At 69.4% G+C, this 15,025-nt stretch carries 14 protein-coding genes and 1 tRNA gene; 8 read left to right on the top strand and 7 right to left on the bottom strand.

Annotation, left to right across the window (positions count from 1 at the left end):
* Positions 1–286: 286 nt before the first annotated feature.
* From OHA86_RS17185 to OHA86_RS17175, 3 genes are all read right to left on the bottom strand, one after another.
* Positions 287–1,063 carry a DUF2637 domain-containing protein gene (locus tag OHA86_RS17185; protein ID WP_329176390.1) on the bottom strand — a complete coding sequence of 259 codons (777 nt, stop codon included), beginning with the start codon at positions 1,061–1,063 and terminating at the stop codon, positions 287–289.
* A 103-nt stretch (positions 1,064–1,166) separates the two neighbouring features.
* Positions 1,167–1,862: an ATP-binding protein gene (locus tag OHA86_RS17180; protein ID WP_329176389.1), complete on the bottom strand. Its 696-nt coding sequence runs from the start codon at positions 1,860–1,862 to the stop codon at positions 1,167–1,169.
* Positions 1,859–2,782, bottom strand: coding sequence for a hypothetical protein (locus OHA86_RS17175; RefSeq protein ID WP_329176387.1), 924 nt, complete (start codon positions 2,780–2,782; stop codon positions 1,859–1,861). Before OHA86_RS17175 ends, OHA86_RS17180 begins: the two co-directional genes overlap by 4 nt.
* A 692-nt stretch (positions 2,783–3,474) precedes the next feature.
* On the opposite strand from OHA86_RS17175, the gene OHA86_RS17170 reads away from it, so the two are divergent.
* The 3 genes from OHA86_RS17170 (at position 3,475) to OHA86_RS17160 (ending at position 6,110) form a co-directional block, all read left to right on the top strand.
* Complete coding sequence (locus OHA86_RS17170) at positions 3,475–3,705, top strand: excisionase family DNA-binding protein (RefSeq protein WP_329176386.1); 231 nt, start codon at positions 3,475–3,477, stop codon at positions 3,703–3,705.
* On the top strand, positions 3,705–4,856 hold the full coding sequence (locus tag OHA86_RS17165; protein WP_329176384.1) for a tyrosine-type recombinase/integrase: 1,152 nt from the start codon (positions 3,705–3,707) through the stop codon (positions 4,854–4,856). Before OHA86_RS17170 ends, OHA86_RS17165 begins: the two co-directional genes overlap by 1 nt.
* Before the next feature lie 102 nt (positions 4,857–4,958).
* Complete coding sequence (locus OHA86_RS17160; protein WP_329176382.1) at positions 4,959–6,110, top strand: hypothetical protein; 1,152 nt, start codon at positions 4,959–4,961, stop codon at positions 6,108–6,110.
* 328 nt (positions 6,111–6,438) lie between these two features.
* Here OHA86_RS17160 and OHA86_RS17155 read toward each other — a convergent pair.
* Positions 6,439–6,512: transfer RNA gene (locus OHA86_RS17155), tRNA-Gly, on the bottom strand.
* Between the two features lie 161 nt (positions 6,513–6,673).
* Between OHA86_RS17155 and OHA86_RS17150 the strand changes: the two genes are divergently transcribed.
* Together OHA86_RS17150 and dcd are read left to right on the top strand one after the other, a co-directional pair.
* Positions 6,674–6,856: a hypothetical protein gene (locus OHA86_RS17150; protein ID WP_329176380.1), complete on the top strand. Its 183-nt coding sequence runs from the start codon at positions 6,674–6,676 to the stop codon at positions 6,854–6,856.
* 9 nt (positions 6,857–6,865) lie between these two features.
* The gene (gene dcd, locus OHA86_RS17145; protein WP_329176379.1) at positions 6,866–7,441 is read left to right on the top strand and encodes a dCTP deaminase; all 576 of its coding nucleotides are present in this window, start codon (positions 6,866–6,868) and stop codon (positions 7,439–7,441) included.
* Positions 7,442–7,453: 12 nt separating this feature from the next.
* On the opposite strand, the gene OHA86_RS17140 is transcribed toward dcd, so the two are convergent.
* The 3 genes from OHA86_RS17140 to OHA86_RS17130 all read right to left on the bottom strand — a co-directional run bounded on the left by OHA86_RS17140 (position 7,454) and on the right by OHA86_RS17130 (position 11,202).
* Positions 7,454–7,870, bottom strand: coding sequence for a DUF2000 domain-containing protein (locus OHA86_RS17140; RefSeq protein WP_329176377.1), 417 nt, complete (start codon positions 7,868–7,870; stop codon positions 7,454–7,456).
* A 137-nt stretch (positions 7,871–8,007) separates the two neighbouring features.
* Positions 8,008–8,832 (bottom strand): Yip1 family protein, encoded by an 825-nt coding sequence (locus tag OHA86_RS17135; protein WP_329176375.1) that lies wholly within the window; start codon positions 8,830–8,832, stop codon positions 8,008–8,010.
* Positions 8,833–8,940: 108 nt separating this feature from the next.
* The gene (locus OHA86_RS17130; protein ID WP_329176373.1) at positions 8,941–11,202 is read right to left on the bottom strand and encodes a (Fe-S)-binding protein; all 2,262 of its coding nucleotides are present in this window, start codon (positions 11,200–11,202) and stop codon (positions 8,941–8,943) included.
* A gap of 248 nt (positions 11,203–11,450) precedes the next feature.
* Between OHA86_RS17130 and OHA86_RS17125 the strand changes: the two genes are divergently transcribed.
* From OHA86_RS17125 to grpE, 3 genes are all read left to right on the top strand, one after another.
* Positions 11,451–12,335 carry an LCP family glycopolymer transferase gene (locus OHA86_RS17125; RefSeq protein WP_329176372.1) on the top strand — a complete coding sequence of 295 codons (885 nt, stop codon included), beginning with the start codon at positions 11,451–11,453 and terminating at the stop codon, positions 12,333–12,335.
* Positions 12,336–12,466: 131 nt separating this feature from the next.
* The gene (gene dnaK / locus OHA86_RS17120; RefSeq protein WP_329176371.1) at positions 12,467–14,344 is read left to right on the top strand and encodes a molecular chaperone DnaK; all 1,878 of its coding nucleotides are present in this window, start codon (positions 12,467–12,469) and stop codon (positions 14,342–14,344) included.
* Positions 14,341–15,015, top strand: a complete 675-nt coding sequence (gene grpE, locus OHA86_RS17115) for a nucleotide exchange factor GrpE (RefSeq protein ID WP_329176369.1) — start codon at positions 14,341–14,343, stop codon at positions 15,013–15,015. The genes dnaK and grpE overlap by 4 nt, the downstream gene beginning before the upstream one ends.
* The last annotated feature ends 10 nt before the right edge of the window (positions 15,016–15,025 follow it).

The following is a 15,025-nucleotide window of genomic DNA, read 5'->3' as shown; positions in this document are numbered from 1 at the left end:
ACGGCGTTCCGCCGCGGGACGGGACCGTGCTCTTTCGCTGAACCAGGTCGGGGTTCCGCGGCGGAACAGGGGAGCCGTGCTCGTTCACGGGGTGAACGGGAGCTCCGTTCACCGGTGGAACAGCCAGGCCGTTCACGGGGTGAACGGGCCGAGGATTATGACGGTCCCCTCTTGCTGCTGAGGTGGTCCGCAGGGCTTCCAGCGGTGCGTGGTCCGCGCTGGAGCGTTTGACCGGTTGGGCGGACCAGCCTGGCTGGTCTGCGGGTTGAGCTGGGGAGACTTCCGGTCAGTGGTTGTCGCGTTCGCGGCGGAGCGTGGTGATGAGCTGGGTGAGGCGGTCCTCGCTGATGGTGTGGCCGGCGGTGCGGATGGTCTCGCGGACCACGGCGCGGGTGGGGGTTTCGTGCAGGCGGAAGGCGGGGCGGGCGAGGACGAGGAGTTCGTTCAGTTCCGCGCTGGGCGGCCTGCCGATCCGGCGAACCGGGTGGCCGGTTTCGTGGGCTGCCGGAAGGAGTTCGGGGCGGGTGTGCTGGATCTCCTGATCAGAGCCGACCGGCACCTCGACGGGGATGTCGGGCTTGCGCTCGGCGGTCTCGGGCCGAGCAACGGTGCCGGTCGTCGGTGAGGTGGTGTCACCGCGGGTGATGAGGATGTGGAGGTGAACGGCGCCTGCGAGGGCGAGTGGGGCGATGGTGGACAGGATGCCGACGGTGGTGTCGTCGAGGTGCAGGCCGGTGGTGTGGGTCTGCTGGTTGAGGCGGACGGCGTGGAGGGCGTTGGCCCAGACGCTGGCTGTGGTGGCGGTGGCGAAGAGGGTCCAGATGTAGAGGCGGGCGCGAAAGGGCGCGTTGCGCAGGACCAGGAGGGCGCGGACGCCATAGGCGATGAAGCCGTCGATGACCAGGGGGAAGAGGTAGGTCAGGGCGGGGCGTATGTGGATGGCGATGGCGATCTGCTGGAGGGCGTCGTACGAGAGGGTGCAGCCGGCGGCGCCCAGCAGGGCGACGGCTGCGCGGTCCCAGGCGGTTGCCTGGTGGGCTGTGGCGGGGGTGTTCGGGGGCATGCGGGAACTCCGGTGTGGGTTCTGCTTCCGCGCGCGGGCAGGCGTCAGCGGAGAAGCGAAGCGGGGGAGTGGCGTGAAGGCGGGCTGGGCGGCCCGGGGCCGGTTACGAGGCGGCAGTGCGCCGTCTGCGGTCGTGGCCGGTGAGGATGACGCGTTCGGTCATCTCGGCGAGGCGGGAAGCGACGCGGTCGCCGACGGCGTCGCGCAGCTCGGCGACGGGCAGGTTGGTGGTGACCAGCGTCGGCAGGAGCTGGTTGTAGCGGTGGTTGACCAGCCGGTAGGTCAGCTCTTCGGTCCACGGGGACTGCTTGGCCGCGCCGAGGTCGTCCAGCAGCAGAAGCGGGCTGCGGGCCAGGCGCCAGAGCTGCTGCTCGGGGTCGCTGCCGTGCTGGGGGCGCTGAGCGGCGTGGAAGTCGGCTGCGGTCGTCGCCTCCCACCGCAGCCGCACCCCTGCGGCCAGCAGAGCGCGGATCGCTCCGTAGGCCTGGTGGGTCTTGCCGGTGCCAGTGGGGCCTGCGATCAGCAGCGACGGGCCGGTGGCGATCCCGCGCGTGCTGCCGGGGCCGAGGCTGCTCGCGGCGGTGACCTCGGCGACCCAGGCAGTGACGCGCGGGTGGTCGGGCAGGACGCCCTGGTAGCGGGGCGGGATGCGGGCGTCGGCCAGCTCTAGCGCGGTCACCGGTGCCGTGCCTGCTGGCGCGGGCGTCGCGTCCGGATCGATGCCCCGGGCAGCGAGGATGGCCGCGCAACGGTTCACCGCGCCTGCGGCGGTGCGGGGTTCGCGGGTGGCGGTGGTCACAGGTCACCGCCATAGGCGTTCTCGATGTCGGCCGGGTTGGTCCACGCGCGATGCGGCGTGCGGGAGTTGGCCTGTGCCGGGGAGGCGTTCATCGCTTCGTTGACCAGGCTCGGCAGGACGCTCGGGCTCAGCCCCTTGATTCGGAGCCGGTCCAGTCCGGCGCGGATGTGGTCGGCGGCGATGTCTTCGCCCAGGAGCTGGTGGACTTCCCGGCCGAGGTGCCCGAGAACTTTCTCCGGCGGGCGGTGCGCGCATGCCGCGACGTACTCGCCGATGAGCTGCTTCGCCAAGACGGTGGGGCTGGGCGCTGGGGCGCTCGCGCCCCCCGAAGGGATTGATCCTAGGTCCAGGATCCTAGGTCCTAGATCCGGACCCTGAGGGCTCATCGAACCCTCACTGAGTCCTCCGTGAGACCTCGGTGAAGGCTCGACGAATCCCGTCTGACCTGCGGGTTCGCGATTCGGTGAGGGCTCGTGCGTCTGCCGCGAGCCCTCGGTGAGGACTCCGTGAGGGCTCACTGACTCCTCACGGAGGACTCGCCGACCCTGCCGTGACGGCTCACTGCTCTCGGCGGCCTCGTGGCGGGGGCAGGCGGGTGCGCGGACTCCGCTGGGTCGGTTGATTTTCTGGTGGCGGTGCCAGGTGACGATGTGCAGGTACTGCTTGCCGTCGTCGCCTTCGTAGCGGCAGATGAGGTCGGCGGCGGCGAGCTGGGTGAGGTCGTCCTCGACGCCGAGGGGGCCGTGGCCGGGGCGGAGCGCCCACAGGAGTCCGGCGATGACGGCGGGTTGGTCGCGGAAGCGGCCGTGGTCATCGGCCTGGGTCAGCAGGCCGAAGAAGGTCCGCTCGGCCGACAGCGACACCGCGGCCAGGGACTCCGAGGCGAAGGCTTCGGGCTTGATGGTGCGTATCCGGGCCACGCCTCAGCACCCCGCCTTCGGGGCCGGGCGGCCGAAGCGGAGTGCGCAGCGGGGGTGCGGGGTCGTAGGGTGATGCACAGAGCTCCTTGTCAGCGGGCCATGCGGGGTGGCAGCCCCGGCGTGCTGGCGGACCGTTCAGGGATGGGCGGACGGGGTTTCTGCTTCGGCCTCCGGCGTTCTCAGCGCCGGGGGCCTTTCTTGTTATGGACGGTGGGAACGACAGTTAAACCACACCCCCTTCGAACAGTCCATACATAGCCCTGCTTTCCGAGAGAAGCCAGCGGGGAAATCCTTGCGGCGTATGGGTCGGCACCGTAGCCGTAGATCACGGATCGTCCAAACCAGAGGTCCGGCCAGGTCAACGCCCTACCGAGGAGTCCGGGGTTGTCCGTTCTGGGTTGGTTCAGGGTTCATCCGGGATTCGGTGCTACCGTCCGGGCTGCGACCTGCTCCCGCATTTACGCAGCCGCGTTGTACACCCGAAAATGCCGTTTCCCAAACGGCATTTCACGAGGTACAACATGACGTCCCTCCGAAATCCCTCCACGGCTTACGCCCATCCCTGAACCACCGGCCGGCATCACTGGGGCTGCCACCCCGCGCCGACCGGAGAAGGAGCCCTGTGTTGCGCCCAACCGCTCCATCCCCGCACGACCTCCCCGCCCTGGCCGCCGCCACCGAGGTGGTCGCCCATGCCTGAACGCCTGCTGAACGTCGCCGAGGCCGCAGAGCGCCTCGGCACCGGTGAGCGCTTCGTCCGCCGCCTCATATCCGAGCGCCGGATCGCCTTCGTCAAGGTCGGCCGCCATGTCCGCTTGTCGGAAGCCGTTCTGGAGGCCTATGTCGAGGCCAACACGGTCCAGCCCGTCACGCGTCGCCACACCCGCGTCCGTGCGCGCTCGTCGTACGGGAGGGCCGCCTGATGCCCAAGCCGACCCGGCGGCGCTTCGGCGCCATCCGCAAGCTGCCGTCCGGCCGCTTCCAGGCCCGCTACCGTGCGCCGGACGGCCTGGAGCGGCGGGCACCGGAGACGTTCGACACGAAAACCGACGCCGAGGTGTGGCTCACCCAGATCGAGGCCGACCTGACGCGCGGGGACTGGAGCGACCCCGACGCGGGCGCCGTCAACTTCCAGGAATACGCGCTGCGCTGGGTCGCCGAGCGGGGGCTGGCGCCGACCACCGAGGAGCTGTACCGGCGTCTGCTGCGGCTCCACGTCCTGCCCGGCTTCCGCCAGTGGGACCTCGACGAGATCACCCCGCCCCGGGTGCGGACCTGGCGGGCCGAGCGGCTGGAGACGACCGGGGCGGCGACGACGGTCGCCAAGACGTACCGGCTGCTCAAGGCGATCCTCCAGACGGCGGCGGACGACGAGTTGATCCGCCGCAACCCGTGCCGCATCAAGGGCGCGGGGAAGGAGGAGGCCGACGAGCGGCCCATCGCCACCATCGAGCAGGTCGACGCCCTCGCCGATGCGGTCGGCCCGCGCTGGCGGCTGATGGTCTACCTCGCTGCCTTCGCCAGCCTGCGTCCGGAAGAGCAGGCCGAGTTGCGGCGGCCGGACGTCACCGTGGACGACGGGGTCGTGGTGCTGCGGATCAGCCGCGCCTCACCCGAGCTGACCACGGGCCGTCGGGTCACCGGTGACCCGAAGTCGCAGGCAGGAAAGCGCGTCGTCGTGCTGCCGGGCTTCCTGGCGGTGGATGTGCGGCGGCACCTGGACTGGTTCGCGGCGAAGGAGCCGGACGGGCTGCTGTTTGTCGGGGAGAGGGGGGCGCCGTTCCGGCGCTCCACGTTCGGACGGAGGTGGCGCCGGGCACGCGCGACGGTCGGGCTGCCGCCGACCTTCCGGTTCTACGACCTTCGGCACACCGGCAACACGCTCGCAGCCGACACCGGCGCCAAACTCAAGGACCTCATGGTCCGTGCCGGGCACTCCTCCCAGAAGGCCCAGCTGATCTACCAGCACTCCACATTGGAGCATCAGCGGCGGCTTGCCGCGGACATCGACGCTCATGTCCGTGACCGACGCGCTGGCGGCAAGCAGTCCGGAGGCGATGCCCGGCACGCGTGAGCGGTGTGTGCCGCACGGCGGCCGTAGCAGGTTCTCCTGCCGCGGTCGCCGTGTTGGCGTGAACCGAGCAGTGCGTATTCGCCGTCCGGCACGATCGGCCGCATGACGTATGTGGTGACGGTGGACGCGGAGGTCCCCGAAGGCGCCCCCGAATTGGACGCGCTGCAGCGCGAGGGCGTGATCAACCTGTTGGGCAAGCACCTGGACCAGCTCGACGCGATCGAGGGGCCGGACGACCTGGAGGTCGATGTCCTTGATCGCGTGATCGCGGTCCACCCCGGTGGCGCGATCGTCAAGGTGTTCGTGGACGCGCCCGCGTTGGAGTTCGCTGAGGAAGCCGTACACGCGGTGATGACGGACATCCTTGAACGCACCGAATTGCTCGCGGACTGGACTATCGCCCGCTGCGAGGTCGAGCTGCATGAAGGCATTGCACAGCAAGGCCTCGACGCAGCCGACGGGCCGGACGCACCGCCCTCCGACCTCGCCGAGCGGGCACGTCGGCATCTCGAAGCACCAGCCGGGCCGGTGTCGGGGAAGCTCGACGAGGCGGAAGTGGAGGCGATGCGCAGCAAGCTTCGCGCCATGGGCACTCAGCTGCATGCCTTCTCCCTCGACTCCTTCGGCTACACCGAGGACAAGGAAGACGAGGACGAGGAGGGATACGGGCCGCTCGTCACCCAGGAAGCGGCTGAGATCGCGGCCGGCGCACTCGTCTACGGCATTCACCTTCTCGTGGACGAGCTGTTCGCCGATCTGGGCCGGTTGGCGAACGGCGGACCCAACGTCGCCGAGAGCGACGAGGTGTTCATGGTCCTCGACAGTCTGCCCGAACGATACGTTCTCAAGTACGACGTGCTCTTCGTCCGCCGACTGGTCACCACGGCCGTCTGCATGACGGCCCGCCTCACGCAGCCGCACTTCGGGCAGCTGAGCTGCGTTGCCGAGGAGCTACTCATGCGCCTCCTCCTCATCCAAGCCGAGGTGACTGCCGATCTGTACGGGCTCCTCGACGACGAGGTACGCCAAGCCCTCGAATTCTTCGCCGATGGCGTCTACGAGGACATGGACCACGAATGGCTCTACGACCCGTCCGCCGACGGAATCGACGAGGACCCCGCTTTCGCCCACATGGGAATCGCTCCCATGGGCATCAACGACTGGTTCAAGCCCTTCAACGAGGGGCGCTTCGTCCACGTCTACGCGGCGGACGACGACAGCGACGCCAACGCCGAGCCAGCGGCGGAGGAGTGAGAGCTCAACCCCCGTATGGCACGGCTATGGCACGCCCTGCCGTGCTCGGCATCAGAAAGCGTTCAGGCCATCCTCGTACGGGACTTCAGTGCCGCTTTGAGGGAGCATAGGGGGACCAACAGGGGCACTCTTCGTGAAATTGTGTGACGCACGTCACCGAAAAGGCGTCTCGCGATTCGAGAATGCCTCGGTGTTCACCGGTCAGTCACGGTCAACCGGGGGAATTCGCATGCGGAATTCTCACCGTAGTGGCACGCCAATGGCACGCGACCCTCGAATTGGTCCAGACAACAAACAAGCCCCAAGTCCATGACCTGGGGCTATGCAATGGAGCGGATGACGGGAATCGAACCCGCGCTCTGAGCTTGGGAAGCTCATGTTCTACCATTAAACTACATCCGCTGGAAAGCCCCCCGGAGGGTGCTTCGGGGACACTCTACCGTATGTGGGGGGTGGGGCGGGGGAGGGGTAGGTTCGGGGGGCGGTGTGGCTGGGCGGGGGGAAGGTGGGGGATCCCCTAATGTGTGGGTTTGTCGGCCACGCGGAGTTGGGGAGAGGGCTTCATGGAGCGCACTGTCGTTCGTTGTGCGGATGGGCATGTGTTCAGTACCGGGTCGTTTCCGTTGCAGCAGTTGGGGGCGCAGCGGTTGGGGCCGGGGCGGTTGGTGAGGTGTCCCAAGTGTGCGCGGCTGCGGCATGCCGTGCCGGTCGGGGAGGGGCCCGGCAGGGGCGGCGGCAGGGGTTAGTCTCGTTCCGTGCTTCTCTCAGACAAGGACATCCGGACCGAAATCGACAACGGGCGCGTACGCGTCGACCCGTTCGAGCCTTCGATGGTGCAGCCGTCGAGCATCGACGTGCGCCTGGACCGGTTCTTCCGGGTGTTCGAGAACCACCGGTATCCGCATATCGACCCGGCGGTCGAACAGCCGGACCTGACGCGGATGGTGGAGCCTGAGGGGGGCGACGCCTTCGTTCTGCATCCGGGGGAATTCGTGCTGGCCTCGACCTACGAGGTCATCACGCTGCCCGACGATGTGGCGTCGCGGTTGGAGGGGAAGTCGAGCCTCGGGCGGCTCGGGCTGCTCACGCATTCGACGGCCGGGTTCATCGACCCGGGCTTCTCCGGGCACGTGACGCTGGAGCTGTCGAATGTCGCCAACCTGCCCATCAAGCTGTGGCCGGGGATGAAGATCGGGCAGCTGTGCCTGTTCCGGCTCACGTCCCCGGCGGAATTCCCCTACGGCTCGCAGCAGTACGGCTCGCGCTACCAGGGGCAGCGCGGGCCGACCGCCTCCAGGTCGTATCTGAACTTCCACCGCACCCAGGTGTGACCCGAGGGCCCGTCAGGGGTGCATACGGGCGCCCTTGAGGGTCTTGTCGACGGCGTTGCGCGGGCCGTAGACCGCCAGGCCCACCAGGTCCAGGCCGGCCGTCGGGACGGCGCGTACGGCGGCGCGGTTGTCCGCGTCATTCCCGGTGGCGAACAGGTCGGCGGTGAAGACCGCGCTGGGCAGCACACGGGTCAGCGCCCGGGTGTGCGCGGCCGTCAGCACGTCCTTGGCACCCTCGAAGACCAGCACCGGCTGGCGGAACATCGGCAGATACGGCGTCCCGTCGGCGTCCTCGTACGGCTCCCCGACGACTTCGGGCAGCTGCGTGCCCAGGCCGCTCACCACGAACGCCGTCACATTGAGCCGCTGCCACGGCTCCAGGTCCTCCCGCAGCAGCACGGCGATCTTCGTATCGAAAACTGTGGTCATGCGGCAACTCTGCGGGCCGCGCGCCAGCCGCGTCTTGTACGTTCCTGGCGTGATCGGCGTGATCGGCGTGATCGGCGTGACCGGCGTGACCGGCGTGATCGGCGCCGCTGACCCGACCGGCGCCAGCCGGAACCCGCTCAGATCAGCGGCAGCTTGAACAGCATCAGCAGCGCGACCAGCTGGAGCGACGACGCCCCCAGCGCCTTGTGCCACGGCAGGTCGTGGGACTTGCTCACCATCGACGTCATCAGGGCCGCGCACGCCAGCCAGGTCAGCCAGCCCAGCAGTTGGACGAAGCTGTTGCCGCCGCCGAGGAAGAGGGCGAACAAGAGCCGCGGAGCGTCGGTCAGGGACGTGATCAGCAGGCTGAGGCCGATGGTCGGCGCCCAGGCGCCGTCGCCGCCGAGCTGGCGGGCCAGCGTGTTGGTGACCGCGCCGAGGGTGAGGCCGCACAAGGTGACGGCGATGGCCGTGGTGATCACCCAGGGGACGCTCGCGGACAAGGTGGCGTCGAGGATGTCCTTGCGGGCCGCGTCGAAGCCGAAGACGGCGAGCAGGCCGTAGACGAAGGTCACGGTCAGCGCGGGGCGCCACACCGTGTGGTCGCGCATCTGCCAGAAAGTGCGGCCGGGGCGCAGCAGGATCCCGCTGAGCAGCTGCTTCCAGTGCAGCCGCGGGCCGGCCGGCGGGGCCGCGGCCTGGCCGGCGCGATACGTCGCCACATTGTCGCCGCCGTGCGCGTACGGGTCGGCGAGCTGCGCCGGCTCACCCATGGTGAACGCCCGCGTGTGGCCGGGGGCGTCGTCGTACGCGGGTGGCTGGCCGTACTGCCCCGGGTCACCGGGCGGCGCGTACCGGGCGTACTGCCCGGGCTCGCCCGACGGCGCGTACTGGTCGTGCTCGGGGGGATAGCCGCCCGGTACGTGCGGGTCCTGTCCTCGTCGGTTCTCGAATCCAGCCACGTCTTCGAACGTACCCGCTTCCCGCCGCCCAAGCGCCGGGGAGCCGGTTCGGGACGCCGCTTTGCTGCCAACCTGTGACACGTCGGGCGGCGCCCCGGGACCGCCGCGTCAGCCTGCCGCGGCGCTCGTACCGGAGGCCGAATCGGCGGCGACCGGTACGGCCGGCGTGCGCACCGAGTCCAGCAGCAGCTGCGCCACGTCCACCACCTGCACCGACTCCTTCGCCGTGCCGTCGTTCTTCTTGCCGTTGACGGAGTCGGTGAGCATCACCAGGCAGAACGGGCAGGCGGTGGAGACGATGTCCGGGTCGAGGGACAGGGCCTCGTCGACCCGCTCGTTGTTGATGCGCTTGCCGATCCGCTCCTCCATCCACATCCGGGCGCCGCCCGCGCCGCAGCAGAAGCCGCGCTCCTTGTGACGGTGCATTTCCTCGCTGCGCAGGCCCGGCACCTTGGCGATGATCTCGCGCGGCGGCGTGTAGACCTTGTTGTGCCGGCCCAGGTAGCAGGGGTCGTGGTAGGTGATCAGGCCCTCGACCGGGGTGACCGGGACCAGCCGGCCCTCGTCCACCAGGGTCTGCAGCAGCTGCGTGTGGTGGATGACCTCGTACTCGCCGCCGAGCTGCGGATATTCGTTGGCGATGGTGTTGAAGCAGTGCGGGCAGGTGGCGACGATCTTCTTCGCAGCCCTGGGCTTCTTCGTCGAGGCGTCCTCGTCGTCCTCGCCGAAGGCCATGTTGAGCATGGCGACGTTCTCCATGCCGAGCTGCTGGAAGAGGAATTCGTTGCCCAGGCGACGGGGTGAATCTCCGGTGCAGTTCTCCTCGCCGCCCATGATGGCGAAGTTGACGCCGGCAATGTGCAGGAGTTCCGCGAAGGCCTTGGTGGTCTTCTTCGCCCGGTCCTCCAGCGAGCCCGCGCAGCCGACCCAGTACAGATACTCGACCTCGGTCAGGTCCTCGATGTCCTCGCCGACGACGGGGACCTCGAAGTCGACCTCCTTGACCCAGGCCAGGCGCTGCTTCTTGGGCAGGCCCCAGGGGTTGCCCTTCTTCTCCAGGTTCTTGAGCATCGTGCCCGCCTCGGACGGGAAGGACGACTCGATCATCACCTGGTAGCGGCGCATGTCGATGATGTGGTCGATGTGCTCGATGTCGACCGGGCACTGCTCGACGCAGGCGCCGCAGGTGGTGCAGGACCACAGGACGTCGGGGTCGATGACGCCGTTCTCCTCGGCGGTGCCGATCAGCGGGCGCTCGGCCTCGGCAAGGGCCGCGGCGGGGACGCCGGCCAGCTGCTCGGGCGTCGCCTGCTCCTCGCCCTCCGTGTTCTTGCCGCCGCCGGCCAGCAGATAGGGCGCCTTGGCGTGGGCGTGGTCGCGCAGCGACATGATGAGCAGCTTGGGGGACAGGGGCTTGCCGGTGTTCCAGGCCGGGCACTGCGACTGGCAGCGGCCGCACTCGGTGCAGGTGGAGAAGTCGAGGATGCCCTTCCAGGAGAACTGCTCGACCTGGGAGACGCCGAAGACGTCGTCCTCACCGGGGTCCTCGAAGTCGATCGGCGCGCCGTTGCTGGTCATCGGCTGGAGCGCGCCGAGCGCCACGGGGCCGCGGGCGTTGCGCTTGAACCAGATGTTGAAGAAGGCCAGGAAGCGGTGCCAGGCGACGCCCATGTCGGTGTTCAGGCCCAGCACGATCGCCCAGATCATGGTGACGCTCAGCTTGACCATGGCGGTGGCGTAGACGACGTTCTGCAGCGTGTCCGTGCTCAGGCCGCGGAAGGCGGCCACGAGCGGGTACGAGGCGAAGTACGCGGCCTCGTAGTGGCCGACGCCGTGCAGGGCGCCCTCCAGGCCGCGCAGCGTCATGATCGCCAGGCCGATGACCAGGACGACGTACTCCACGAAATACGCCTGCCAGGCCGTCGAGCCGGCGAAGCGGGACTTGCGGCCGGCCCGGGAGGGCAGATTCAGCAGCCGGATCACGATCAGCGTGAGGATGCCGAGCGTGGTGAGGGTCGCGATGAACTCGGTGTACAGCTCGTACGGCAGCCAGTCGCCGATCCACGGCAGGAGCCAGTCGGCCTTGAAGAGCTGGCCGTAGGCGTTGAGGATCGTCAGGCCGAGGGTCAGGAAGCCGACCGCGACGAACCAGTGGGCGACGCCGATGACGCCCCACTTGTTCATCCGGGTGTGGCCGACGAACTCCCGCAGCAGGGTCGTCGTACGGGCCTTCGGCTCGTCCGTACGGCTGCCGGCCGGCACGGGCCCGCCCAGCCGGATGAACCGGTAGATCTGCGCGATGGCGAGGCCGAAGAGCGCGACGCCGACCGCGGTGAGGACCAGCGACACGATGATCGCGGCGAGTTGCATGGGGGCTCCTCAGGCCTGCGCACGGTGAACGGTGACTGAGTCTACTAAGCGGTAACTTAATCCGGTCCTGGCTGAGATTACCCGGGATCGGGGAGGCCATAAAGCCGCACCACTGGTGATCTGTGTCGCGCGCCGCACAGGCGTCACCTACGCCGCGCCGAACCGATTGAAACCCGGGCAACCGTGACACATATGGAAGACGCCCGCGGAAGGCGCGGTCCGAGAGTGAGCCACGGGAGGAGAACGGCATGCGGGCGGTGCTGCGCTGGACGGCGATCGGCGCCGGCCTCCTGCTGGTGCTGGCCGCCGGGCTCTGCGTCGCCTCGTACCGCAGATTCAGCGCGAACATCACGACCGACAGCGCCGCGGAGAAGGTGCTCGCCGAATACGCCGCCCAGCGCCCGCCCTCCCTGGTGCCGCAGGCGCGGAACATCCTGGTGCTGGGCGCGGACGGCGGCGCGGCGACGGCACTGCGGCCGGGTGCGACGGGCGCGGGTGCGAACGCCGCCGTCCTGCTGCACCTGTCGGCCGACCGTACGCGGGCCGCCGCGGTCGGTGTGCCGGGCGATCTGCGGGTCGGTGTCCCCAACTGCCGCCGACCCGGCGGCGGTGCGCTCCCGGCCGCGTACGAGCCCTTCGCCGCCGCCTTCCGCGGCGGCGGTGCGGCCTGCTCCATCCGGGCGTTCGAGCGGGTCTCGGGGGTGCGGGTGGACCACCACCTGGTGGTGGACGTGCCCCGCTTCGACCGGATCGCCGCCGCGGTCGGCGGCGGCACCCGGGACCCGCGCAAGAGCCAGGCCCAGGACCTCCGCCCGCAGGACCCGCACCGCGATCTGCTCCGGGCGCTGGCGGGCGCCGCCAGGAGCGGCGGCGGCTCACTGGCGCACCCCGCGCGCCTCTTCGGGCTGCTGGACACCGCGACCTCGGCGATCACCGCCGACCCAGGGCTCAGCTCGCTCCCCGCGCTGTACGGGCTGGCCGGCGCCTTGCGCCGGCTGCCCGCCGACCGGGTGACCCTGGTCACCCTCCCGACGGCCCCGGGCGCCGCCGGCGTCCTGCGCCGGCCGGCCGCCGACCGCCTGTTCGCGGCGCTGCGGGCGGACCGCCCGCTGGTGCCGGACGCGGAGCCGTAACCGGCCCCGCACGCTGGGTGCGCCGAACGCGCGCCGCTAAGTTGAGCCGACCCGACTCACCTCTGTTGACAGGAGGAAACCGCTCAGGCACTCTTGAGTCAGTTCCACTCAAGTCAGCAGGAGGATTCACCATGGCACGTGCGGTCGGCATCGACCTGGGCACGACTAATTCCGTCGTCAGCGTTCTCGAAGGCGGCGAGCCCACCGTCATCACCAACGCAGAGGGCGCCAGGACCACGCCGTCCGTCGTCGCCTTCGCAAAGAACGGCGAGGTGCTGGTCGGCGAGGTGGCCAAGCGCCAGGCCGTCACCAACGTCGACAGGACCGTCCGGTCGGTCAAGCGCCACATGGGCACCGACTGGAAGATCAACCTGGACGGCAAGGACTTCAACCCGCAGCAGATGAGCGCCTTCATCCTGCAGAAGCTCAAGCGGGACGCGGAGTCGTACCTGGGCGAGAAGGTCACCGACGCGGTGATCACCGTCCCGGCGTACTTCAACGACTCCGAGCGCCAGGCGACCAAGGAGGCCGGCGAGATCGCCGGTCTGAACGTGCTGCGGATCGTGAACGAGCCGACCGCGGCGGCGCTGGCCTACGGGCTCGACAAGGACGACCAGACGATCCTGGTCTTCGACCTCGGCGGCGGCACCTTCGACGTGTCCCTGCTGGAGATCGGTGACGGCGTCGTCGAGGTCAAGGCCACCAACGGCGACAACCACCTCGGCGGCGACGACTGGGACCAGCGGGTGGTGGACTACCTGGTCAAGCAGTTCCAGTCCGGCCACGGCGTGGACCTGGGCCGCGACAAGATGGCGCTCCAGCGGCTCCGCGAGGCGGCGGAGAAGGCGAAGATCGAGCTGTCCTCGTCCACCGAGACCTCGATCAACCTGCCGTACATCACCGCGTCCGCCGAGGGTCCGCTGCACCTGGACGAGAAGCTGACCCGCGCGCAGTTCCAGCAGCTCACCAGCGACCTGCTGGAGCGCTGCAAGACGCCGTTCCACAACGTGATCAAGGACGCCGGCATCCAGCTGTCCGAGATCGACCACGTGGTCCTGGTCGGCGGCTCCACCCGTATGCCGGCCGTGGCCGAGCTGGTGCGCGAGCTGACCGGCGGCAAGGACGCCAACAAGGGCGTCAACCCGGACGAGGTCGTCGCCATCGGCGCGTCCCTGCAGGCCGGGGTGCTCAAGGGCGAGGTCAAGGACGTCCTGCTGCTCGACGTCACCCCGCTGTCCCTCGGTATTGAGACCAAGGGCGGCATCATGACCAAGCTGATCGAGCGCAACACGACCATTCCGACCAAGCGCTCGGAGATCTTCACCACGGCCGAGGACAACCAGCCGTCGGTGCAGATCCAGGTCTACCAGGGCGAGCGCGAGATCGCCGCGTACAACAAGAAGCTCGGGATGTTCGAGCTGACCGGTCTGCCGCCGGCCCCGCGCGGGATGCCGCAGATCGAGGTCACCTTCGACATCGACGCGAACGGCATCATGCACGTCGGCGCCAAGGACCTCGGCACCGGCAAGGAGCAGCGGATGACCGTCACCGGCGGCTCCTCGCTGCCCAAGGACGAGGTCGACCGGATGCGCCAGGAGGCCGAGCAGTACGCGGACGAGGACCACAAGCGCCGCGAGGCCGCCGAGATCCGCAACCAGGGCGAGCAGCTGGCCTACCAGACCGAGAAGTTCATCGCGGACAACAAGGACAAGCTCCCCGAGGACGTGAAGTCCGAGGTCGAGACCGCGATCGCGGACCTCAAGGAGAAGCTCAAGAACGAGTCGACCGACTCCGAGAACACCGCGGCGATCCGCGATGCCACCGAGAAGGTCGCGGCCACCAGCCAGAAGCTCGGCCAGGCGCTGTACGCCAACACGCAGGCAGACGGTGCCGCGGGTGCCCAGGCCGGCCCGGGCGACGCCGGCGACCAGGCGGGCGCGGCCGACGACGACGTCGTGGACGCCGAGATCGTCGACGACGAGAACAACAAGCGGGATGGTGCAGCGTGACGGAGGAGCCGAAGGGCTTCGAGCCGGAGCCCGACGTCCCTTCCGAGGCCAGCGACAAGCAGCCGGACGCCGGCAAGGACGCCGGGGCCGCCGATGAGGCGGCCCCGGGGGCCGGCGGCGGGGACGCCAAGGAGCTGACGGCGCTGCGGGCGCAGCTGGACCAGGTGCGCACCGCGCTCAGCGAGCGCACCGCGGACCTTCAGCGGCTCCAGGCCGAGTACCAGAACTACCGCCGCAGGGTGGAGCGGGACCGGATCGCCGTCAAGGAGATCGCGGTGGCCAATCTGCTCACCGAACTGCTCCCGGTGCTGGACGACATCGGCCGGGCGCGGGAGCACGGCGAGCTGGTGGGCGGCTTCAAGTCGGTCGCCGAGTCGCTGGAGACGGTGGCGGCGAAGCTGGGGCTGCAGCAGTTCGGCAAGGAGGGCGAGGCCTTCGACCCGCTGGTGCACGAGGCCCTGATGCACAGTTATTCGCCGGATGTCACGCAGACCACATGCGTGCAGATCCTCCAGCCCGGGTACCGCCTGGGTGAGCGCAATCTGCGGCCCGCCCGGGTCGCGGTCGCGGAGCCCCAGCCGGGTGCCGGCAAGGGCGACGACGCGGAGGACCAGGACACGGCAGCGGACACGGCGGACGACGAGGAGACCGGTGGCCCGGACCAGGGCTGACGGTGTGAAC

This window comes from Streptomyces sp. NBC_01477 (genome assembly GCF_036227245.1).
In the GTDB taxonomy this organism is placed as follows: Bacteria; Actinomycetota; Actinomycetes; order Streptomycetales; family Streptomycetaceae; genus Actinacidiphila.
Note: the sequence above shows the minus strand (reverse complement) of the source record. Positions and strands in the feature narration are given on the sequence as shown.

Bases quoted from the DNA above. Each gene is read 5' to 3' on its own strand.
- OHA86_RS17185 (WP_329176390.1), bottom strand. From the start codon at position 1,063: ATGCCCCCGAACACCCCCGCCACAGCCCACCAGGCAACCGCCTGGGAC.
- OHA86_RS17170 (WP_329176386.1), top strand. From the start codon at position 3,475: ATGCCTGAACGCCTGCTGAACGTCGCCGAGGCCGCAGAGCGCCTCGGC.
- OHA86_RS17165 (WP_329176384.1), top strand. From the start codon at position 3,705: ATGCCCAAGCCGACCCGGCGGCGCTTCGGCGCCATCCGCAAGCTGCCG.
- OHA86_RS17160 (WP_329176382.1), top strand. From the start codon at position 4,959: ATGACGTATGTGGTGACGGTGGACGCGGAGGTCCCCGAAGGCGCCCCC.
- OHA86_RS17150 (WP_329176380.1), top strand. From the start codon at position 6,674: ATGGAGCGCACTGTCGTTCGTTGTGCGGATGGGCATGTGTTCAGTACC.
- OHA86_RS17140 (WP_329176377.1), bottom strand. From the start codon at position 7,870: ATGACCACAGTTTTCGATACGAAGATCGCCGTGCTGCTGCGGGAGGAC.
- OHA86_RS17130 (WP_329176373.1), bottom strand. From the start codon at position 11,202: ATGCAACTCGCCGCGATCATCGTGTCGCTGGTCCTCACCGCGGTCGGC.
- OHA86_RS17125 (WP_329176372.1), top strand. From the start codon at position 11,451: ATGCGGGCGGTGCTGCGCTGGACGGCGATCGGCGCCGGCCTCCTGCTG.
- dnaK (WP_329176371.1), top strand. From the start codon at position 12,467: ATGGCACGTGCGGTCGGCATCGACCTGGGCACGACTAATTCCGTCGTC.